A 19,163-nucleotide genomic window follows, 5' to 3' on the forward strand; every position below is an offset into this window, starting at 1 on the left:
CTCAATCCAATTGAACGTCTTTGGGCGGTCTTGCACCATTATGTCACCCACAATCGCTACTACCGAAGTCAGAAGCAATTCGCCGACGCCATCCTTGCATTCATGCGTGAGACCATCCCGCAGGAATGGAAGAAATTCCGCGACAAGGTGTCAGATAACTTCCGCGTCATAACACACGAGAACTTTCGGGTTTTGGAGTAGAAGAAGTATAGTGTTCTTGCTTGACGAATTTATCTTTTGGCAGGACTAATCCACTACAAATCTCTGGGAGAGTTAAAGCCACCAGCAAACACGGATAATAGAGCTTTGCGGTTCTCGCACGATGCATATCATTTACTACTGATGACAGCTCACCAGGAAGTATTACGGACATGACATTTTCCTATATGAATATCTTTGCGTTATATTAGTACAGATGTCCTCCGGTATATAATGAGTGTTGGTTAGCTTGATCTCGGGGCAGGCGTTGTCGACTTTTAGGGCTGAGCCAACCCCATCAATGCGCCTTCGCCCAACTCTCGCCAACCCCCGCATCCACCACCAGGGGCACGTCGAGCGTCACCACGGGGTCAGCCGCCCCTTCCATCACCTCACGCACCACACCGATCACGTCGTCCACGGCACCGTCTTCCACCTCGAACATCAGTTCGTCATGCACCTGTAGCAGCATCCGCGCGGGCAGCCTCGCTATCGCATCCGGCACCCGCACCATAGCGCGGCGGATGATGTCGGCGGCGGTGCCTTGGATGGGCGCGTTGATCGCGGCGCGTTTGGCAAAGCCTGCCGCTGGCCCTTTGGTGTTGATTTCCGGCGTATGGATGCGCCGCCCGAACAGCGTTTCCACGCGGCCATGCTTTTTGGCGAACTCCACCGTGCTGTCCATATAAGCGCGGATGCCGGGGAAACGTTCGAAATAGCGGTCGATAAAGCCCTGCGCGTCAGAGCGCGGAATGCGCAGGTTGCGCGCCAGCCCAAAGCCCGAAATGCCGTAGATCACCCCGAAATTGATCGCCTTGGCCTGACGGCGGATGTCCGGCGTCATCTGGTCCATCGGCACGTCGAACATTTCCGACGCGGTCATGGCGTGAATGTCCTGCCCCTCGCGAAACGCTTGCTTCAAAGCGTCAATGCCCGCGATATGCGCGAGGATGCGGAGTTCGATCTGGCTATAGTCGAGTGCCACCAGCTTGTGCCCCTCTGCCGCGACAAAGGCCGTGCGGATGCGGCGACCTTCTTCCGACCGGATGGGGATGTTCTGCAAGTTCGGATCGGTCGAGGACAGCCGCCCCGTGACAGCGCCCGTAATGACATAAGACGTATGCACGCGCCCCGTGTCAGGGTGGATATGGTCTTGCAGCGCGTCCGTGTAGGTGGATTTCAGCTTCGAGAGTTGCCGCCAATCCAGCACGCGGGCGGGCAGGTCGTGGCCCTCTGCTGCCAGATCCTCCAGAATATCCGCCCCTGTCGCATAAGCGCCGGTCTTGCCTTTTTTCCCGCCCTCCAGCGACATCTTGTCGAACAAGATTTCGCCGAGCTGCTTGGGCGATCCGACATTGAACGTCTCGCCCGCAAGCTCGTGGATCTCCGCTTCCAGCCCCGCCATTTTCTGCGCGAAAGCGTTGGACATACGCGACAGGATATCGCGGTCGACCTTGATGCCGGTGCGCTCCATTGCCGCCAGAACCGGGACAAGCGGGCGTTCCAGCGTTTCATAGACGCGCGTCACCTGCGCGGCGTGCAGCTTCGGTTTGAAGGTCTGCCACAGACGCAGGGTGATGTCGGCGTCTTCGGCGGCATAGCGCGTTGCATCGTCTATCGGAACACGGTCAAAGGTGATGGCGGATTTGCCGGTGCCCAGCAGCGTCTTGATGGCGATGGGGGCATGATTCAGGTAGCGGTCCGACAGCGCATCCATCCCATGCCCGTGCAACCCGCCGTTCAGCGCGTAGCTCATCAGCATGGTGTCATCTATGGGGGTGACGGCTATGCCATAGCCTGCAAAAATCTTGGCGTCATACTTCATGTTCTGCCCGATTTTCAGAATGCTCGGGTCTTCCAGCAGGGGTTTCAGGGCTGCGAGCGCGTCGGCCATCGGGATTTGCCCTTCGGTCAGGGCCGGGTCATCGAACAACCCGTCGCCCCCTGCGCGGTGGGCCAGCGGGATATAGGCGGCGTGGCCGGCCTCTATGCACAGCGAGACGCCGACCAGATCGGCGCGCATTTCATCCAGCGCGGTGGTTTCCGTGTCGACCGCGACATAGCCACGCGCATAGGCCGCGTCAATCCATGTGCGCAGCGTGTCCATATCGCGCACGCAGTCATATGTTGCCTGTGCGAAATCAGGCGCCGTTGGTGTCTCGGCTGCGGGCGCGGGCGTAGCCTCTGGCAGCGCCGGGGTTTCGGCACCAAGGCTGTCTGCAATGCGGCGGGTGAGGGTGCGAAACTCCATCTGGTTCAGAAAGCCCAGCAGCGTGTCGGGTTCTGGTTTGCGCACGGCCAGATCGTCCAGCCCGAAGGTAATGGGCGTCGCATCATCCAGTCGCACAAGGGCTTTCGACAGGCGCACGGCCTCTTCGGCTTCGGCAACTTTGGGGGCGATGGTGCGCAGGACTTTCAGCCGTTCGCGCATGGTGATGAGTTGGGCTGCGGCCTCATTGCCCTGTGCCGCCAGATCGGACAGCTCGGCGGGCGAGAGTTCCGCGCCGACCTCTGCGCCCGACAGCGCAACGATGGCCGCGGCATCGGCCTTGGACCCCAGCTTGACTTTGCGTTCCAGCTTGCCTTCAATCTCTGACACATAGCCGTCGATCTGCTCGGCCAGTTCTTTCAGCGCCGCCTCGCGCGTGCCCTCATCGAACAGGCGCTCCACCGGGCCAATGGCTTGCAGCAAAAGCGAGGCTGTTGCCGCCCCGACCCCGCGCACACCGGGGATGTTGTCGACAGAGTCCCCTGCGATGGCTTGTAGATCGATCATCAAGTCGGGCCCGACCCCGAACCACTCGACCACGCCTGCCGGGTCCACCAACTGGTCGGGTTTGCCTTGCATGCCGGGGCGGATCATTGACACATTTGCATTCACAAGCTGCGCCAAGTCCTTGTCGCCGCTGATTATTGTCACCCGCCCGCCCGCTTCTGTGGCCTGCCGCGCCAGCGTGGCGATAATGTCATCGGCCTCATACCCTTCGAGTTCCTCGCAAGCGATGTTGAAGGCGCGGGTCGCTTCGCGGGTCAGCGGGATTTGCGGGCGCAGGTCTTCGGGCATGTCAGGGCGGTGGCCCTTGTAGTCGGAATAGAGGTCGTTGCGGAACGTGTGCGACCCTTTGTCAAAAATCACCGCCGCATGGGTCGGCGCGTCGGGGCCTTGGTTGCCTTCGACATAGCGCCAGAGCATGTTGCAAAACCCGGCGACCGCGCCCACCGGCGCACCATCCGACTTGCGCGACAAGGGCGGCAGCGCGTGATAGGCGCGGAAGATATAGGCAGAGCCGTCAATCAGGTGCAGGTGGCTGTCCTTGCCGAAAGTCATCTTGCGTGGCTCCATGGGTTTGGGCAATTTTGCCCTATTCACTGTTGCTCAAAGGTATTCCACATGCGCTTGCTCTATTCAATCGCCGCCGCCGTTCTGAGCGGTCAGACCGCGACCGCGCTGGACCTGCCTGACTGCGCCTTGATCCCTGGCAGCCCTGATAGTTGTAGCCCCATCGTGGCCTGCATGCCGGGTGATGATACCTATCTGGTCGGTCGCGCGATTGGCTGGGACGAAGGCACCCTGTCGGGCGTCACGAATGATGGTGTCAGTTGCATCGGAACATGGCGCGTGACCGGGCTTGGCATTGGGCTCGCGCGCTTTGCTTGCGATGACGGGCTGGAAGGGCGGCTGGCCTATACCTATCAGGATGGCGAAACCGGCACCGCATCGGGCAGGGGGCTGGTCAGCGGCTTTGGCTGGCTGGAGGCGTGGTCGGGCCACAATATCGAGCAGTTCCTCGACGCGTCAGGCCGCCACGTGGATGGCGAACTGATGTGCGGCGCGGCACCAATGCTGATCAGCTAGGGGCGCCGAACCGGCACTGCATGGCGTCAGAGCGCAGCATATAGGCTGACAGCGCGATATAAGTGCTGAATTCCACCAACATGATTATAACACCGGTTGTGCCGCCGCCGAATGCGCCGAAATCCGTGACCTCGACAAAACAGAGCGTTGCCAGAACGGCATACATGGTGATCGTCGCGTGCCGCGTGTGGGGCCAGCGCCGAAGATAGCCGAATAGAAACACCGCCCCTGTCAGCATGATCGCGAAGAAATGCGCGAATTGCAGGCCGCCGGGAAACTGGCTGTTTTGTAGCCCGATGTTCAGGCTTGGGATTGCGTATTCCAACAGGCCTGGTGCGCCCCAACACAGTAGGAAAACCGAAAAGGCCAGAAGCACCTTGGGAAGAAACCGGTCAAGCGTGGTCAAGAGGAAACTCCAAGCAGTTTGGCCATAAAAGGCAAACTGACTCGAAACGGCCAAGCGCCTGTTGCCATTTCAAACCCTGCGTGATGATGCCGACACGGGTTAAGGCCAAGTTCAGGCCGCGTCATCCGCGAAATCGGCATGGATGAAGCGCTTGTCGCAATAGGGGCATTCGACCACGCCGGTTTCGTGCGACACGGACAGCCAGACGCGCGGATGCCCCAGCGCGCCTTCGCCGCCGTCGCAGGCCACGCGCATGGCGGTCACGATTTCGGTTTCCGGGGCGTCATGGGCCAAGGGTTTGGGGGCGGTCATAGGGGCTGTCCTTGTCGCTGGCGGCGCGCTGGCCTAGGTATGGCACAAACATAACAAATCGGGCGCGCGCGGCAAGGTGGCTTGCGCTGCGCCGAAGGGGCCAAGATGATGAAACAGGCAATCGAGATCAGCAATCTGCGCAAGATTTACGCCGCGCAAAAGGGCGAGGGGCCGAAAACCGCGCTGAACGGTGTGGATCTGAGCATTCCGGCGGGTAGCATTTTCGGTCTGCTGGGGCCGAACGGGGCCGGGAAATCGACGCTGATCAACATTCTGGCAGGGCTGGTGAACAAGACATCCGGACAGGTCAGCATCTGGGGCTTCGATCAGGATAAGAACCCGCGCCAGTCGCGGGCGGCTATCGGGGTGATGCCGCAAGAGCTGAATATCGACCCGTTTTTCACCCCGCGCGGCGCGTTGGAGGTGCAGGCGGGCCTGTATGGTGTGCCGAAATCAGAGCGCCGCACCGATGACATTCTGGAACTGATCGGCCTGTCAGACAAGGCAGAGGCCTATGCGCGCACCCTGTCGGGGGGGATGCGGCGGCGCTTGTTGCTGGGCAAGGCACTTGTGCACAGCCCCGCAGTGCTGGTGCTGGACGAGCCGACGGCCGGTGTCGATATCGAATTGCGCCAGATGTTGTGGGACAATGTGCGCAAGCTGAACGCGCAGGGCATGACCATCATCCTGACCACGCATTACCTGGAAGAGGCCGAGGAGATGTGCGACGAGATCGCCATCATCAACCACGGCGAAGTGGTGGTGCGCGACAAGACCGCCGCATTGCTGGGCCAGTTGGACGCAAAGACGCTGGTGCTGACATTGGAAAGCGACACCGCGCTGGACCTGCCCGAGACAGTCACCCAAGACCGCAAACCCGACGGGCGACTGACGCTGACCTACCGACGCAGCCAGACCAGCGCGGGGCAGGTTCTGGCGGCTGTGGCGGCAGCGGGGGGCGTTGTGGTCGATGTGTCGTCCGAAGAACCCGACCTTCAGGACGTGTTCTTGTCGCTGACCCGCTCGGCGGCGTGATCCGTGGCCTTTTTGCCTGCCGGACTATCCAGCGAGGGCCGCAAATCCATCCAGCCGCAAACCTGCGCATAGTCGCGCGGGTCGCGCGCGTCGGGGGCCGCAATCGCAATGCGCTCCTTGCGCGAGCGCCACAGGTGCCAGCGCCATTTATACAGGTCGCGGGCGCTGCGGGTGATTTTCACGACAGGTGTTTTAAGCGGTAACATGCCCCGCCACTTGCGGGCCATGTAGCGGAACGCAGCCTCGAAACTGCCATCGAGGGTTTCCTTGTAACCATCGTTATGGATCAGCGGCAGCGCCACGGAATAGGCACCCCGCCCATTTGCGCGCGCCTGACAGACAATGTCGGTGCCATACATGTGCCAGCCGTCCAGTGCTTCATCAAAGCGCAGCCCCGCGTCACGGCGCATGACGAAGAGCAACTCGTCGAAGGACTGCACCGGCACAGGGGCCATCGGCACCAAACCGGCAATGAACCCGATAGAGCTGGACCACACAGGCCCATAGCCGCGCGTATCCATGGCAATCCCGAACGCGCCCAGAAGCGCCCAGTCGGGATCAATCGCCTCTACCTCGGCAATACGCTGGCGCAGCAGGTCGTCCCAACCCAGCGGCAAATACACATCATGGTGCAGAAAGACCACGATGTCGGCATCGGTCCGGTCCAGCCCGCCATTATAGGCGCGCGCCGCGGATTTAGCGTTTTCAACCACCTCCAGCGAGTAGTCCCCCGATGCGATCAACGGGGATCGTAGCAGGTTATCCTGCAAAATCCGTGGGTTGTTGGACGCGCAGACAAAGGCGATATCGGGCTTGGGCATCGCTTACTCGGCCTTTTCCAGTTTTTGTCTGCGGATGCTCAGCCGTGTGATGCGGTTATCCACCCGCTCCAGCACCGTGAAGCGAAAGCCGTGGAACACAAAGCTCTGGCCTTCCTCTGGAATGGTCTGCGCTTCGTGGATTACCAAACCGGCCACGGTCACAGCTTCCTCGTCGGGCAAGGACCAATCGGCGGCGCGGTTCAGGTCACGAATGGTCATCGACCCTTCGACCAACACCTCACCGCTTTCCAAATGCACCAGTTCCGGGTCGGCGGGGACGTCGTATTCATCCTCGATCTCGCCGACAATCTCTTCCAGAATATCCTCTAGCGTTATCAAGCCGTGAAGTGCGCCGTATTCATCCACCACCAGCGCGAAATGCCGCTTCTGGCGCAGGAATTCGCGCATCTGTTCATCCAGCGGGGTGGTTTCGGGCACGAAATACGGCGACCGCAGCAGCTTGGTCAGGTCCAGCTTGCTAGTAGCGTCGTAATCGCCGCCGGCCGCGCCGACCAGCGCGTGCATCTCGCGCACAAGGTCGCGCACATACAGAATACCGATTATGTTCTCTGGGTCTTCGCGGTAGACAGGCAGACGCGAATGCGGCGCGTTGATGCAATGCGCGATGATGTCGCGAATTGGCTGGTCCGCGTCGACCACGTCAATCTGGCTGCGATGGCGCATGATCTCTTCCACCGTGCGCTCTGACAGGTCCAGCGCGCCCAGCAGGCGGTCGCGGTCCTCTTTCTCGACAGAGCCGGTGGAATGCCCCAAGGCCAGCGTGCCTGCAATTTCGTCATGCACCGACATGATGTGGCTGTCGGGGTCGATATCGACCCCGAACAGGGCCAGCACCCGCCGCACGACAAAGCGCACAACCGCAACCACGGGCGAGAATACCGCCACGATGATGCGCAAAGGCGCAGCAACTTTCAGGGCGGCGCGTTCGGGGTTGGAGATGGCATAGGTCTTGGGCAACACTTCGGCAAAGACCAGCACCAGCAGGGTCATCACCAATGTGGCCAGCGCCACGCCGCTATCGCCGAACAACCGTGTGAACAGCGCGGTCGCCAACGAAGCGGCCAGAATATTGACCATGTTGTTGCCCAGCAAGATCGCGCCGATCATGCGCTCGCTATCCTCTGTCAGGATCAGCGCGCTGTCTGCGCCGCGCTCGCCCTTGTCGGCCTGCGATTTCAGCTTACCGCGGCTGGATGCCGTCAGCGCTGTTTCCGACCCTGAAAACAGGCCCGATATGACCAGCAGGCATAGAATTCCGCCTGTGGTTAACCAAAAGGCCGTGTCCAGATTGGCGGCCAGATTTTCCATGTATCTCACGAAGGTTGCTGCAACTCGGTCCTATTTAAGGGCTTCAAGGGCGCGCGTAAAGATGCGGTCGCGGGCTTGACCGCGCAGCGGCTTGCGGTCATGTGCCATAGCCATGTTCGCACAAGACGCTCTGGACCAGATCCTGCAACGATTCGAGTACCTCGAAGCCCGTCTGATGGAGGGGGCCTCGGGGGCGGATATGGTGCAGCTTTCGCGCGATTATGCCGAATTGAAACCGGTGGTGACACAGATCATGGCCTATCGGCAGGCGCTGCGCGACCGCGAAGAGGCACTTGCCTTGCGCGACCAGCCCGACATGCGCGAACTGGCCGACGAAGAACTGACCCGTCTTGACAGCGAATTGCCCGCGTTTGAACAAGCCTTGCGGCTCGCGCTCTTGCCGCGTGACAGTGCCGATGCAAAACCGGCCCTGATCGAATTGCGTCCCGGCACAGGGGGCGAGGAAGCCTCGCTTTTTGCCGCCGACCTGCTGCGGATGTATCAGCGCTATGCAGAGGCGCGCGGCTGGCAGGTGCAGACCATCAGCTACTCGGAAACCGAACTTGGCGGGCTGCGCGAAGCGGTGATCCGTGTTGCGGGCGAGGGGGTGTTTGCGCGGCTGAAATTTGAATCCGGTGTGCACCGGGTGCAGCGTGTGCCGGTCACGGAATCGGGCGGGCGCATCCACACATCCGCCGCGACCGTCGCCGTGCTGCCCGAAGCCGCAGAGGTCGAGATCGACATTCCTGCAGGCGATATCCGCATCGACACGATGCGCGCATCGGGCGCGGGCGGGCAGCATGTGAACACCACCGATTCGGCGGTGCGGATTACGCATATTCCAAGCGGGATCGTCGTCACCTCTGCCGAGAAATCGCAGCATCAGAACCGCGCCATTGCCATGCAGGTGCTGCGCGCCAAGCTTTTCGACATGGAGCGCCAGAGGGCTGACGCAGAGCGCGCCGATGCGCGGCGCAGCCAGGTCGGCAGCGGCGACCGGTCCGAGCGGATCCGCACCTACAATTTCCCGCAAGGGCGCATGACCGACCACCGTATCAACTTGACGCTGTACAAGCTGGACGCGGTCATGGCGGGCGATCTGGACGAGGTGATCGACGCATTGATAGAGGCCGACCAAACCGCCAAACTGGCGGCGATGGACGGCTGATGCGCGCGGCGGACCTGTTGGCCGAAGGCGTCGCGGCGCTGCGTGCGGCGGGGCTGGACGGCGCTGCGGGCGATGCGCGCGTGTTGCTGGCCCATGCGCTGGGTGTACCGCGCGACCGTCTGACCTTGGCCATGGCCGACCCGGCCCCCGACAGCGCAATTGCCTGCTTTCGTCGGGCAATCGCTGTGCGCGCGGAGCGCGTGCCAGTGGCACAGATTACCGGGCAGCGCGCGTTCTGGGGGCATAGCTTTATCGTAACCGCTGACGTGCTGGACCCGCGCCCGGAAACCGAGACCCTGATAGAGGCCGCGCTGGAGCAACGCTTCGACACCGTGCTGGACCTTGGCACAGGGTCGGGCGCGATTGTGCTGAGCTTGCTGGCCGAGCGTGCGCAGGCCCGCGCGGTCGCCGTGGACCTGTCACAAGCCGCATTGGATGTGGCTGCGCGCAACGCGGATGCGCTTGGCGTGGCGCAGCGGGTCATATTCCAGCATTCTGACTGGTTTGCCGCCATAGAGGGGCGGTTCGACCTGATCGTGTCGAACCCGCCCTATATCGGCACGCCGGAACTGGCCGCGCTTGCGCCCGATGTGCGCGTGCATGAACCTCGCATGGCGCTGGTGCCCGCAGGTGATGACGGCTCCGGTCTGGCCGCATACCGTGTCATTTGCGCGCAGGCCGTGCGGCACCTGACCCCAGGTGGCTGGCTGATGGCAGAGATCGGCCACCGGCAGGGTGACGCGGTGCAAGCGCTGTTTCATGCGTCGGGACTGGTCAATGTCGGGTTGCGCCACGACCTTTCGGGCCACCCACGCGTGGTGTTGGGTCAGCGCAAACTATGATAAATATGCCATAACCTGCCGTTTCGGGTGATTTTATCGGTCACGGGGCTTGCCACGAGCGGCGTTGCGTGGCACCAACTCTGCGCAGGTTGGTTCAGCACACGTTCGCTGCACCTGACACCCCGATCAGCGGTTCGCTCTTGCGCCTCTTTGGCGGCGCAGCGCGAAGCGCAAGATACGTCCCTATCTGGCTGGACATTTTACAATATGAGATCACCCAATAAACGTTCGCGTTCGAAGTCGAACCGCCCCAAGACGCTTGGAAACATCGTGAACCGCGTGTTCGACAGTTCCGGGCCCGAAGGCAAGGTGCGCGGCACCCCCCAACAGATTATCGAGAAATATCAGTTTCTGGCCCGCGATGCACAGCTTGGCAATGACCGCGTTGCGGCTGAAAACTTTCAACAACATGCAGAGCATTACACTCGCATGTTGGCGCAAGCGCAGCGCGAGCAAGCCGCCGAACAGGAGGCCCGCCGCCAGCAGCAGGAAGACCAACGCGCCCGCAATGACGATCGTGGGCGCCAAAACAATGGTCAGAACAATGGCCAGCAGGGCCAGAATAACGGTCAGAGCGGTCAGAACGGTCAGAACGGCAATGGCGGTCAGAACCACCAGCAGCGGCAGGCCGAGCAAAGCCAGCCCCCGCGCGACGACAGTGGCAATGCAAGCGATGCGTTCGATGTCGCCCCATCAAGCGATGACGACAGCAAGGCGCTTGTGGTAGAGACGCCGGAAGGCAACAGGCCCCCGCAGGAGACGCCCTCCGAGGCGACAGAGCAAAAGCCGCGCAACACGCGCAAGCCTCGCGCACCAAAGGCAGAGGCTAAGGCGGACGGCGATGCCCCCAAACCCCGCCGCGCGCCGCGCAAACCGCGCGCGCCGAAAGGCGAGGGGGACAGCCCCCCCGCACCGGAAATGAAATCTTCGGCGGCGGAATAGGCTACATCGGCAAGGCGTTTGGCAATATGCCAAGCGCCGAAGCCCCGTTCAGCACAAACTGAACCGACAGCGCCGACAGCAGCAGCCCGAACAACCGCGTCAGCACCATCGTTCCGGTGCGGCGCAAGATGCGTTCCAGCGGGGCTGCGGCCAAAAAAGCCAGCAATACCAGAACGATCACCGCCAGCATGACGCCGGTGATCAGCGCGACACCTTCCCATGATCCGCCAGTGTCATTGATCAGCAGCACCATGGTGGCCATCGCGCCCGGCCCGGCAATCAACGGCATGGCCAGCGGAAAGACCGACGGGTCATCGGCCAGATTGCCAGACCCTTCGTCGGCATGGTTCTGACGGCGCTCCGAGCGGCGGTCGAACAGCATGTCCAGCGCCGTCAGGAACAGCAAAAGCCCCCCCGCGATCTGGAACGCAGGCATGGAAATGCCGATGAACTGTAGGAAATCCTCGCCCGCAAGCGCAAAGGCTGTCAGCAGAAGCGCGGCGATAAAGCAGGCCCGCAAGCCGACAGCGCGGCGGTGTTGCGCGCTCATCCCTTGGGTCAGCGCCAGAAACAGCGGTGCCGTGCCAATCGGGTCAATAACCACGAACAGCGTGACGAAAGCAGAGATCAGGAACGGAATTTCCAGCATCATATGTCCTGTATCACCGGGCCTTGAAATGCTTGGCGAGCTTCAGGCCCTGCCCTTGGTAGTTCGACGCCAGATCGGCCCCGTATAACTGTTCGGGCCGCTCTGCCATGCGTTCATAGACCAGCCGCCCGACAATCTGCCCATGTTCCAGCGCGAAAGGGGCTTCGTGGCAACGCACTTCCAGCACACCGCGCGCGCCGGTGCCACCCGCCGGTCCATGCCCAAAACCGGGGTCGAAAAAGCCCGCGTAATGCACACGAAATTCGCCCACCATGGCCAGATAAGGCGCCATTTCGGCGGCATAATCTGGCGGGATATGCACGGCCTCTCGGCTGACCAGAATGTAGAACGCACCGGGGTCCAGAATGATCTGGCCGGTGTCGCTGTGCAGCTCTTCCCAGAAATCGCGCGGCGCATACGCGCCGATTCGGTCCAGATCAATCACGCCGGTATGTGGCTTGGCGCGGTAGCCGACCAAAGTGTCTTGCGCGGGCTTCAGGTCGACCGAAAACCCCAACCCGTCAGAGATGACAGGATCGCCCGGCACCAGCGTTTCGCGCGCGTGCAGGTCGCGCAGGGCCGTGTCATCCAGCACGGCATGGCCGCGACGAAAGCGGATCTGGTTCAGCCGTTGACCGGGACGCACCAGCACAGAGAAGGATCGCGGACAAATCTCGGCATAGAGCGGGCCATGATAGCCATCGGGCACGCGGTCGAATTCGGTTCCATCATCGGCAATGACCCGCGTCAGCAAGTCCAGCCGCCCGGTAGAGCTTTTGGCATTGGTCACGGCATGCAGGCCTTGGGGCAGGGCGAGCTGCTCCATCAATTCCACGACATAGACACAGCCCTTTTCCAGCACGGTGCCATTGTCGAGCGCCATCTCGTGCATCTCGAAATCCGCCAGCCGTTCGGCCACGCGCCGCCCTTTGCCCGCCAGGAAAGAGGCCCGCACGCGCCACGCCCGCGCGCCCAGGCGCAGGTCAAGGCTGGCGGGCTGCACCTGAGCATCGGTGACAGGCAGTTCCGCGGCGATCTGTCCGCGCGCGATCATCTCGCGCAGGGTTTGGGATGGCAAAACACCCTGCATCTCATCACTCCTTGCACGCGGTCTGTCGCATGATCTGTCTTAGCGAAGCCTATGAGACTTGGGAAGGGCAGCCGCGCACGGGTTGTGTGACCCCGATCGGGTTCCTAGGTGAAATGGAGTGCCAAAAAAAGGAGGCCCTTATGGACCGTGACGCATTCATAGAGAAAACCAAGGCCAAGATTGACGAGTGGAACGCCGAGATTGCCAAGCAAGAAGCGCAGATGCGCGGCGCTCAGGCGGATATGAAGCAAAAATATGAAGACCAGCTTGCAGACATGAAAGAGCAGCGCGATCAGTTCGAGAAAAAGCTGCACGAGGCGCGCGAAACCGGCGAAAAGGCGTGGTCCGAAATGCAGTCGGGTTTCGAAGCGGCCTGGACCGACATTGCCAACGCATTCGAGCGGGCGACAAAACGCTGACAGTGAAGAAATGGTCGGGCTAGCAGGACTTGAACCTGCGACCTTCCGTCCCCCAGACGGACGCGCTACCAGACTGCGCTATAGCCCGACAAGCTATGGGCGGCGTTCTAACCGATTCAGCGCCGAGGGCAAGGGGCAATCCGCGCCCCACGCCCATTCACAAAACCGGACTGGCCGGTTTTCTTAAACAGTTGTTGGGGCCGGTTGATACCGGCACACCCCGTCTCGCGAACGGCGTGTCAGCCGTCCCGCGCGGCCATCTTCTGGACCAGCGTTTCAAGTCGCGCCATGGCCGCCGCATAGCTGTCTGCATTGCTGGGCGGAGCGGTGCGCAGCGCATGGGCAATGCCTGCGAAGCGGATCGGGCCTGCTTGTGCCGTCCCGGCCTCTAGTAGTGGCGCGAGCGCGGGCTCGGGGCCGGTGTCGACGGGTTGATCGTCCTCTATGCGCGCAGCTTCCGGCGTGTCCTGTGGCACATCCTCGGCCTTGTCGTTGATGTCAGGCACGGGCGCCGCTGCGATATCGGGGATGTCGGTCTCTGATGGTTGCGCCGCGGGAAGTTCCGTTGCGTCCGCAGCGTCGGGAATGTTCACCGTGTCGGGTGTTTCTTCCGGCTCTGTCGCGTCTGGCTCCGAGTCTTCGACCTGCTCGCTGGCAGGCTCTGCGTCAGGCGTGTCTTCCGTTGGCGGAACCGGCCTGTCTTCGGCTACGGCAGGGCCTGACGTGTCGGTGGCACTTGCCGCGTCGTCTTGCGCTGTTGCCGCTGTCTCGGGCGCAGGTGGCGTGGGTTCTGGCACGCTCTCCGCCGCGTCTGCACCCGTCGCTTGAGGGTCCGGGTCATTCGCCGCGATCACGACAGGCGGCGTCACCTCTCCATCCAGCACATCGTCGCCCAGCGGGGCCATGGCGGCGACGTGGCGCGCGCCTTTATCCTGCAGCAGTTTTTGCACACCACGGATGGTCATCCCCTGATCGTGCAACAGCAGTTTAATTCCGGACAGCAGGTCGATATCAGCGGGCCGATAGTAGCTCCGCCCGCCCGCGCGTTTCACAGGCTTGACCTGACTGAACTTGCTTTCCCAAAAGCGCAGAACATGCGCCGGGGTGTCCAGGGCATCGGCCGCTTCGCTGATGGTGCGGAACGCCTCTGGTGCTTTGCGCATGAACTTGCCTTACTCGTTATTGCCCGGAATTACCCTGCGCGACGCGATCTTTCATCAGATGCGAGGGCCGGAAACTGAGCACGCGGCGCGGAGAGATCGGAACCTCTTCCCCCGTTTTGGGGTTGCGCCCCATGCGTGCATTCTTGTCGCGTGTCGAAAATGTGCCAAAAGACGATATCTTGACCTGCTCGCCCGCGACGAGCGCGTCGGAGATATGTTGCAGCATGCTGTCCACCAGCATGGCCGATTCGTTGCGCGACAGCCCAACCTCGCGGAATACCGCTTCGGTCAGGTCCATTCGTGTAAGAGTTTTATCAGACATCATGCCCCCCGGCGTTTCCGAGCTAGTCTGCGCGAAAGCAATTTCCGAGTCAATATCAGGGGGTTGTGGCGGACCGTTAAAGCGTTACCAGCGCAGCACAACGGCGCCCCAGCTTAGCCCGCCACCGATGGCCTCGGTCACGATCACATCGCCGGGGTTGAACTGGTCGCGGTCGGCCGCGACTGACAGCGCCAACGGAATGGACGCGGCAGAGGTGTTGCCGTGGTCCTGCACGGTCACGACGACCTTTTCCATCGGCACGCCCAGCTTTTGTGCGGTGCCGCGAATGATGCGCAGATTGGCCTGATGCGGCACGACCCAGTCGACATCGCCCGCACCAAGGTCTGCGCGCTCCAGCGCCGTGGTGGCGGTTTGAGCCAGTTTCTCGACCGCGTGCCGGAACACTTCGCGGCCCTGCATTTTCAACACGCCCGATGTGCCGGAGCGTGACACGCCGCCATCGACATAGAGCAGGTCGCGGTATTGGCCGTCCGAATTCAGGTCGACGCCCAGAATGCCGCGATCCTGCGAGGTGCCATCACTGTCCACGGCTTCCAGCACCACAGCGCCCGCGCCATCACCGAACAGCACGCAGGTGCCCCGGTCGGTCCAGTCCATGATGCGCGAAAAGGTTTCAGCCCCGATGACCAACACGCGTTTTGCCTGCCCGCCCAGAATAAGCCCGTTGGCATTGGCCAGTGCAAAGACAAAGCCAGCGCAGACGGCCTGTATGTCAAATGCAAACCCCTGACGGATGCCAAGCGCCGCCTGCACCTGTGTAGCGACGGCAGGAAAGGTGTAATCCGGGGTCGATGTGGCGACGATCACCGCATCAATCTGGTCGGGCGCAATGCCAGAGGCGGCAAGTGCGCGGCGGCCTGCATGGGCGGCAAGGTCCGAGGTGTATTCGCCTTCTGCTGCGAAATGGCGCCGCTCGATCCCCGAGCGCGAGACGATCCAGTCATCCGAGGTGTCGAGCATGGCCGCGAACTCGGAATTCGGCACCACCCGTTCGGGCAGATAGTGGCCGCAACCGCGAATTACCGCCCTTGTGGTGTTCATTCCTGACCCTCTGTGCCTGTGCTGTCACTGGCCGACATCTGCCGTTCCGCGACCGTGTCCATGACCGCGCTCAGCCGGTCCGACATGCGTTCCTGAAAGCCTGACCGCGCCAATGTGAAGGCCAGCTTGATCGCCGAGGACACGCCCGTTGCATCGGCAGAGCCGTGCGATTTTACCACCGTGCCGTTCAGCCCCAGAAAGACCCCGCCATTCACACGGCTTGGATCGGTGCGCTTTTTCGCGCGGCGCATCGGGCGCAATGCCAAAAGCCCGGCGATCATCGCCCAAGGCGTGGCGGTCAATTCGCGGCGCAAAAGGTCGGAAATAAGCCGCGCGGTGCCTTCGCCGGTTTTCAGCGCGACATTGCCGGTAAAGCCGTCGGTAACGATCACATCCACCCGTTCCGAGGGAATATCGCCGCCTTCGACAAAGCCGACAAACTCGAACTGGCCGATCTCTGCGGCTTGCGCGATCAGGATTGCGGCTTCCTTTATCTCTGCGCGGCCTTTGTGATCCTCTGTGCCGACATTCAGCAAGCCGACGCGGGGGCGGGGCATGTTGAACGCGTTGCGAAAATAGGCGGCGCCCATCATCGCGTATTGCAGAAGCGATTCTTCGTCGGCGCGCACATCGGCCCCGACATCTAGCATGGTGTTGAAGCCGGTCTTTCCGCGCGACGGCCAAAGGCATGCGATGGCGGGGCGGTGGACACCCGACAGCTTGCGCAGTTGCAACATGGAAACCGCCATCAGCGCGCCAGTATTGCCGCAGGACACGGTCGCTTGCGCCTGTCCAGAGCGTTGCGCTGCCAACGCGTTCCACATGGACGTGTCGCGCCCGTGGCGCATGACCTGCGCGGGCTTGTCATCCATCTTCACGGTGTCGGGGCTATGATGCACTGTCACACGCCCGCGCAGGGCGGTGTGACGCGCGACAAGCGGGTCGAGCACGGCGCTGTCGCCGTGCAGCAGGATCATCAGATCCGGGTTTTTTGAAACCGACTGCGCGCAGCCGTCGACAACGGCTTGCGGGCCTTGGTCGCCCCCCATAGCATCCACCGACACGGTAATCGTGCCGGGCTTGCCTTTGGCGCTGGTTTCAGGCGCGTCTGACATCAAAGACCCTGACGCGGGACACTGGCATTTAGGCCGCGTCGTCTTCCAGGTCGATCTCGGTCGCTTGGGCAACCACTTCGCGATCAGCATAGTGGCCACAGGACGGGCACACGTGGTGCGGGCGCTTCAGTTCGCCGCAGCTGCTGCACTCGTTGGGGTTGGATGCGACCAACGCGTCATGCGCACGGCGCATGTTACGGCGGGAACGGGTAACGCGGTTCTGTTGAACGGCCATGTCAAACCTCGGATGTCAGTGGCGCGGTGGCGGCCCGAATGTGGACGGGCCGGTTTGGCGCGAGTGTCTGTGGATACGAATTTCGGGCCGAATACACGGAATGTGCCGCGCTTCCAAGCCCTGTTCGCACGAAGGGCGCAAAATACAGGCGTTTTTTTGATGCGCAAGCCATGTTTGCCGGGACCGCGCCACTGGCGAGCTCTTAGGACGGGTCCAGCTTGTCGCGCAGTGCCTTTAGCCCGGCGAATGGCTTGACCGCGTCATCATCCAGCGGTGTCTCGCCTTCCGGTGCGGCGCGCAGCACGCCATCTTCGTTCATAGCAACGCCTTGGGCGCGCGGGAAATCGGGCGCTGCCAGCGCCAGCGCCTCGATCACCGTGGCAGAAAGGTCGATCTGCGTGCCCAGCGGCTCGAGTGTTTCGTCGATTGTCATCTCGACCTCGTCACCCTCCGGCTCTGGCAACTCTGCGGTAAAGCGGCGGATTACGCGTTCGTCGATTCGGGTTGTCACCGGGGCCAACGTAACGCTGCAAGGTTGCACAACGGTCGCGCCTAGACTGCCCGACAGTTCCCAATCCTGCGCCCCGACGGGCGCAAGCGTTCCATGAAAGCGCACCTTTCGCAGGGCGCTCAGCTCCAGATAGCGGGCGAGCGCGGCGCATTCTGCCGTGTCGGGTTCGATCAGGATGTCGCGGGCTTTGCGCCCGTTCAGGCTGGCTACGGACACGGGGGCTGCGATGCGCGGCATTTCGGAAAGCTCGGATGTCATGGGGTGCGGGGCCTTTTGTGTCTGGGTCATGGCATTGGTTGCGGCTGGCAAAGATATAAGGGCAAGGTTTCCATTCTTGAAGTGGGGGGCGTCCTTCTGTATCCCTTTGCGGGAAGCGTGCCTTATTTTAGCGGCACAGAACGGGTTAAAGGGCGGACCGGCCAATGAAACACAGTGTTTTCGCGCTTGTTGCGATTGTGACCTTGGCCTTGAGCGCCTGCTCGCCCGTGCCCCGGTATCATGGCTATGCCCCCGATGACATGCAATTGGCCGATATAGAGGTCGGCCAGGATACGCGCGACGACGTGGCGGAAAAGGTCGGACGCCCCGGTGTGTCGGGCGTCATGGAAGGGGCTGCGTGGTATTATGTCCAGAGCGACTGGGTCGAAGAAGGCTGGCGCGCACCCGTCGAGGTAAAGCGCGAAGTCGTGGCAATCAGTTTTGACGGCAGCGACCGCGTGGCCAATATAGAGCGTTTCGGGTTGGCAGAGGGCGAGGTCGTGGCATTGTCGCGCCGCGTGACGAATACAGGACCATCCGGACAATCCATCTTGCGTCAGCTTTTGAGCAATTTCGGCCAGTTCAACCCCGCACAGATGTTGGGCGGGTAAGCACGGCATAACGGGTCGGGGCAGCTGCGATGACCATACCAGACGCCTTTCACGACCATAATTTCGGTCGGTTGACGCTGCGGGTTGCGCAATCCGAGGGTGATCTGGCGCAGGTGGCACAGTTGCGCCGCGTGCGGTTTCGCGGCAACCGCGGCGCGGATCTGGACCGCTTTGACCCGCTATGCGACCATTTGCTGATAACCGAGGCAGAGACCGAGGGCGCGCTCGCCTGTGCGCGCTTGCGCCTGCTGGATGGCCCGGCGCTGGATGAATGCTACAGCGCGCAGTATTATGATCTGTCGCCGCTGGTGCGCGCCCGGCTCCGCGCGCTAGAGCTGGGGCGCGTTTGTATCGCCGATGACCGCCGCCAAGACCCCGACATCCTGCGCGCGCTTCTGGCTGGAATCGCACGCCGCGCAGAGGCGCAGAGCGTGGATTTGCTGATCGGCTGTGCGTCGTTCAAAGGCGACGAGCCGGGGCGGCACAAAGCCGCGCTTGGCTGGTTGCGCGCGCGCCATACCGGCCCCGCCGAGCTGTGCCCCGCCAAGCGCGACCCCCTTGCCTTCGACCTGCCGCAGCCGGGCGATATTGCTGACCAGAAGGGCGCGATGCAGTCCATCCCGCCTTTGTTGCGTATGTATCTGGGCATGGGGGGCTGGGTGTCGGACCATGCTGTGCGCGACCCCAATCTGGATACGTTGCATGTGTTTACCGCAGTCGAGATTGCGCGCATTCCGCCCAATCGCAAACGCTTGTTGATGGGGATGGCACAGTCACGGTAAACGGCGCGGACCAATTGTCTTTTGGTGCCGCGCGGTT

Annotated in this window: 21 protein-coding genes, 1 tRNA gene and 1 pseudogene; 9 read left to right on the top strand and 14 right to left on the bottom strand. The window is 62.0% G+C overall.

Annotated features, from left to right (window positions below; genetic code table 11):
* Positions 1 to 201: pseudogene (locus tag ROE7235_RS11150) on the top strand (IS630 family transposase); the annotation flags it as partial.
* 295 nt (positions 202 to 496) lie between these two features.
* Here ROE7235_RS11150 and polA read toward each other — a convergent pair.
* Positions 497 to 3,526, bottom strand: a complete 3,030-nt coding sequence (gene polA / locus ROE7235_RS11155; RefSeq protein ID WP_245963939.1) for a DNA polymerase I — start codon at positions 3,524 to 3,526, stop codon at positions 497 to 499.
* 63 nt (positions 3,527 to 3,589) lie between these two features.
* On the opposite strand from polA, the gene ROE7235_RS11165 reads away from it, so the two are divergent.
* Positions 3,590 to 4,054, top strand: a complete 465-nt coding sequence (locus ROE7235_RS11165) for a hypothetical protein (RefSeq protein ID WP_121095637.1) — start codon at positions 3,590 to 3,592, stop codon at positions 4,052 to 4,054.
* Here ROE7235_RS11165 and ROE7235_RS11170 read toward each other — a convergent pair.
* Together ROE7235_RS11170 and ROE7235_RS11175 are read right to left on the bottom strand one after the other, a co-directional pair.
* A complete protein-coding gene (locus tag ROE7235_RS11170; protein WP_121095639.1) occupies positions 4,047 to 4,460 on the bottom strand; it encodes a hypothetical protein in 414 nt (137 codons plus the stop codon). The two genes, ROE7235_RS11165 and ROE7235_RS11170, sit on opposite strands and share 8 nt — an antisense overlap.
* Before the next feature lie 111 nt (positions 4,461 to 4,571).
* Positions 4,572 to 4,754 (bottom strand): zinc-finger domain-containing protein, encoded by a 183-nt coding sequence (locus tag ROE7235_RS11175; protein ID WP_121095687.1) that lies wholly within the window; start codon positions 4,752 to 4,754, stop codon positions 4,572 to 4,574.
* Between the two features lie 123 nt (positions 4,755 to 4,877).
* Here ROE7235_RS11175 and ROE7235_RS11180 point away from each other — a divergent pair, with 123 nt between their 5' ends.
* Positions 4,878 to 5,807: an ABC transporter ATP-binding protein gene (locus ROE7235_RS11180; protein WP_121095641.1), complete on the top strand. Its 930-nt coding sequence runs from the start codon at positions 4,878 to 4,880 to the stop codon at positions 5,805 to 5,807.
* Here ROE7235_RS11180 and ROE7235_RS11185 read toward each other — a convergent pair.
* Together ROE7235_RS11185 and ROE7235_RS11190 are read right to left on the bottom strand one after the other, a co-directional pair.
* Positions 5,768 to 6,628: a glycosyltransferase gene (locus ROE7235_RS11185; RefSeq protein ID WP_121095642.1), complete on the bottom strand. Its 861-nt coding sequence runs from the start codon at positions 6,626 to 6,628 to the stop codon at positions 5,768 to 5,770. The two genes, ROE7235_RS11180 and ROE7235_RS11185, sit on opposite strands and share 40 nt — an antisense overlap.
* A gap of 3 nt (positions 6,629 to 6,631) precedes the next feature.
* A complete protein-coding gene (locus ROE7235_RS11190; RefSeq protein ID WP_121095643.1) occupies positions 6,632 to 7,957 on the bottom strand; it encodes an HlyC/CorC family transporter in 1,326 nt (441 codons plus the stop codon).
* Between the two features lie 112 nt (positions 7,958 to 8,069).
* Here ROE7235_RS11190 and prfA point away from each other — a divergent pair, with 112 nt between their 5' ends.
* From prfA to ROE7235_RS11205, 3 genes are all read left to right on the top strand, one after another.
* On the top strand, positions 8,070 to 9,125 hold the full coding sequence (prfA, locus tag ROE7235_RS11195; RefSeq protein ID WP_121095644.1) for a peptide chain release factor 1: 1,056 nt from the start codon (positions 8,070 to 8,072) through the stop codon (positions 9,123 to 9,125).
* On the top strand, positions 9,125 to 9,967 hold the full coding sequence (gene prmC / locus ROE7235_RS11200) for a peptide chain release factor N(5)-glutamine methyltransferase (protein ID WP_121095645.1): 843 nt from the start codon (positions 9,125 to 9,127) through the stop codon (positions 9,965 to 9,967). Before prfA ends, prmC begins: the two co-directional genes overlap by 1 nt.
* A 207-nt stretch (positions 9,968 to 10,174) precedes the next feature.
* Positions 10,175 to 10,909 (top strand): DUF4167 domain-containing protein, encoded by a 735-nt coding sequence (locus ROE7235_RS11205; RefSeq protein ID WP_121095646.1) that lies wholly within the window; start codon positions 10,175 to 10,177, stop codon positions 10,907 to 10,909.
* A gap of 1 nt (position 10,910) precedes the next feature.
* On the opposite strand, the gene ROE7235_RS11210 is transcribed toward ROE7235_RS11205, so the two are convergent.
* Together ROE7235_RS11210 and ROE7235_RS11215 are read right to left on the bottom strand one after the other, a co-directional pair.
* Positions 10,911 to 11,558, bottom strand: coding sequence for a MarC family protein (locus ROE7235_RS11210; RefSeq protein ID WP_121095688.1), 648 nt, complete (start codon positions 11,556 to 11,558; stop codon positions 10,911 to 10,913).
* A gap of 13 nt (positions 11,559 to 11,571) precedes the next feature.
* Positions 11,572 to 12,648 (bottom strand): 2'-deoxycytidine 5'-triphosphate deaminase, encoded by a 1,077-nt coding sequence (locus ROE7235_RS11215; RefSeq protein ID WP_121095647.1) that lies wholly within the window; start codon positions 12,646 to 12,648, stop codon positions 11,572 to 11,574.
* Positions 12,649 to 12,788: 140 nt separating this feature from the next.
* Here ROE7235_RS11215 and ROE7235_RS11220 point away from each other — a divergent pair, with 140 nt between their 5' ends.
* A complete protein-coding gene (locus ROE7235_RS11220) occupies positions 12,789 to 13,067 on the top strand; it encodes a sll1863 family stress response protein (protein ID WP_220669561.1) in 279 nt (92 codons plus the stop codon).
* Positions 13,068 to 13,078: 11 nt separating this feature from the next.
* Here ROE7235_RS11220 and ROE7235_RS11225 read toward each other — a convergent pair.
* The 7 genes from ROE7235_RS11225 to ROE7235_RS11255 all read right to left on the bottom strand — a co-directional run bounded on the left by ROE7235_RS11225 (position 13,079) and on the right by ROE7235_RS11255 (position 17,733).
* Positions 13,079 to 13,155: transfer RNA gene (locus tag ROE7235_RS11225), tRNA-Pro, on the bottom strand.
* Between the two features lie 151 nt (positions 13,156 to 13,306).
* Positions 13,307 to 14,230 (bottom strand): MerR family transcriptional regulator, encoded by a 924-nt coding sequence (locus ROE7235_RS11230; protein ID WP_121095648.1) that lies wholly within the window; start codon positions 14,228 to 14,230, stop codon positions 13,307 to 13,309.
* Between the two features lie 16 nt (positions 14,231 to 14,246).
* Positions 14,247 to 14,552 (bottom strand): integration host factor subunit alpha, encoded by a 306-nt coding sequence (gene ihfA / locus ROE7235_RS11235; protein WP_121095690.1) that lies wholly within the window; start codon positions 14,550 to 14,552, stop codon positions 14,247 to 14,249.
* A gap of 84 nt (positions 14,553 to 14,636) precedes the next feature.
* Complete coding sequence (locus tag ROE7235_RS11240; protein ID WP_121095649.1) at positions 14,637 to 15,614, bottom strand: beta-ketoacyl-ACP synthase III; 978 nt, start codon at positions 15,612 to 15,614, stop codon at positions 14,637 to 14,639.
* Entirely contained in the window at positions 15,611 to 16,729 is a 1,119-nt protein-coding gene (plsX, locus tag ROE7235_RS11245; protein ID WP_121095650.1) for a phosphate acyltransferase PlsX, read from the bottom strand. The genes ROE7235_RS11240 and plsX overlap by 4 nt, the downstream gene beginning before the upstream one ends.
* A 28-nt stretch (positions 16,730 to 16,757) precedes the next feature.
* Entirely contained in the window at positions 16,758 to 16,964 is a 207-nt protein-coding gene (gene rpmF, locus ROE7235_RS11250) for a 50S ribosomal protein L32 (RefSeq protein ID WP_121095651.1), read from the bottom strand.
* A 202-nt stretch (positions 16,965 to 17,166) separates the two neighbouring features.
* Complete coding sequence (locus ROE7235_RS11255) at positions 17,167 to 17,733, bottom strand: YceD family protein (RefSeq protein WP_121095691.1); 567 nt, start codon at positions 17,731 to 17,733, stop codon at positions 17,167 to 17,169.
* Between the two features lie 164 nt (positions 17,734 to 17,897).
* Here ROE7235_RS11255 and ROE7235_RS11260 point away from each other — a divergent pair, with 164 nt between their 5' ends.
* Both ROE7235_RS11260 and ROE7235_RS11265 read left to right on the top strand, forming a co-directional pair.
* Positions 17,898 to 18,344 (top strand): outer membrane protein assembly factor BamE, encoded by a 447-nt coding sequence (locus ROE7235_RS11260; RefSeq protein ID WP_121095652.1) that lies wholly within the window; start codon positions 17,898 to 17,900, stop codon positions 18,342 to 18,344.
* Between the two features lie 29 nt (positions 18,345 to 18,373).
* On the top strand, positions 18,374 to 19,126 hold the full coding sequence (locus tag ROE7235_RS11265) for a GNAT family N-acetyltransferase (RefSeq protein WP_121095653.1): 753 nt from the start codon (positions 18,374 to 18,376) through the stop codon (positions 19,124 to 19,126).
* The last annotated feature ends 37 nt before the right edge of the window (positions 19,127 to 19,163 follow it).

The organism is Roseinatronobacter ekhonensis (assembly GCF_900499075.1).
Taxonomy (GTDB): Bacteria; Pseudomonadota; Alphaproteobacteria; order Rhodobacterales; family Rhodobacteraceae; genus Roseinatronobacter; species Roseinatronobacter ekhonensis.

Excerpts from the sequence above, each read along its gene's own strand:
- polA (WP_245963939.1), bottom strand. The coding sequence starts at position 3,526 with ATGACTTTCGGCAAGGACAGCCACCTGCACCTGATTGACGGCTCTGCC.
- ROE7235_RS11165 (WP_121095637.1), top strand. The coding sequence starts at position 3,590 with ATGCGCTTGCTCTATTCAATCGCCGCCGCCGTTCTGAGCGGTCAGACC.
- ROE7235_RS11180 (WP_121095641.1), top strand. The coding sequence starts at position 4,878 with ATGATGAAACAGGCAATCGAGATCAGCAATCTGCGCAAGATTTACGCC.
- ROE7235_RS11185 (WP_121095642.1), bottom strand. The coding sequence starts at position 6,628 with ATGCCCAAGCCCGATATCGCCTTTGTCTGCGCGTCCAACAACCCACGG.
- ROE7235_RS11190 (WP_121095643.1), bottom strand. The coding sequence starts at position 7,957 with ATGGAAAATCTGGCCGCCAATCTGGACACGGCCTTTTGGTTAACCACA.
- prfA (WP_121095644.1), top strand. The coding sequence starts at position 8,070 with ATGTTCGCACAAGACGCTCTGGACCAGATCCTGCAACGATTCGAGTAC.
- prmC (WP_121095645.1), top strand. The coding sequence starts at position 9,125 with ATGCGCGCGGCGGACCTGTTGGCCGAAGGCGTCGCGGCGCTGCGTGCG.
- ROE7235_RS11205 (WP_121095646.1), top strand. The coding sequence starts at position 10,175 with ATGAGATCACCCAATAAACGTTCGCGTTCGAAGTCGAACCGCCCCAAG.
- ROE7235_RS11210 (WP_121095688.1), bottom strand. The coding sequence starts at position 11,558 with ATGCTGGAAATTCCGTTCCTGATCTCTGCTTTCGTCACGCTGTTCGTG.
- ROE7235_RS11215 (WP_121095647.1), bottom strand. The coding sequence starts at position 12,648 with ATGCAGGGTGTTTTGCCATCCCAAACCCTGCGCGAGATGATCGCGCGC.
- ROE7235_RS11220 (WP_220669561.1), top strand. The coding sequence starts at position 12,789 with ATGGACCGTGACGCATTCATAGAGAAAACCAAGGCCAAGATTGACGAG.
- ROE7235_RS11230 (WP_121095648.1), bottom strand. The coding sequence starts at position 14,230 with ATGCGCAAAGCACCAGAGGCGTTCCGCACCATCAGCGAAGCGGCCGAT.
- ihfA (WP_121095690.1), bottom strand. The coding sequence starts at position 14,552 with ATGTCTGATAAAACTCTTACACGAATGGACCTGACCGAAGCGGTATTC.
- ROE7235_RS11240 (WP_121095649.1), bottom strand. The coding sequence starts at position 15,614 with ATGAACACCACAAGGGCGGTAATTCGCGGTTGCGGCCACTATCTGCCC.
- plsX (WP_121095650.1), bottom strand. The coding sequence starts at position 16,729 with ATGTCAGACGCGCCTGAAACCAGCGCCAAAGGCAAGCCCGGCACGATT.
- rpmF (WP_121095651.1), bottom strand. The coding sequence starts at position 16,964 with ATGGCCGTTCAACAGAACCGCGTTACCCGTTCCCGCCGTAACATGCGC.
- ROE7235_RS11255 (WP_121095691.1), bottom strand. The coding sequence starts at position 17,733 with ATGACATCCGAGCTTTCCGAAATGCCGCGCATCGCAGCCCCCGTGTCC.
- ROE7235_RS11260 (WP_121095652.1), top strand. The coding sequence starts at position 17,898 with ATGAAACACAGTGTTTTCGCGCTTGTTGCGATTGTGACCTTGGCCTTG.
- ROE7235_RS11265 (WP_121095653.1), top strand. The coding sequence starts at position 18,374 with ATGACCATACCAGACGCCTTTCACGACCATAATTTCGGTCGGTTGACG.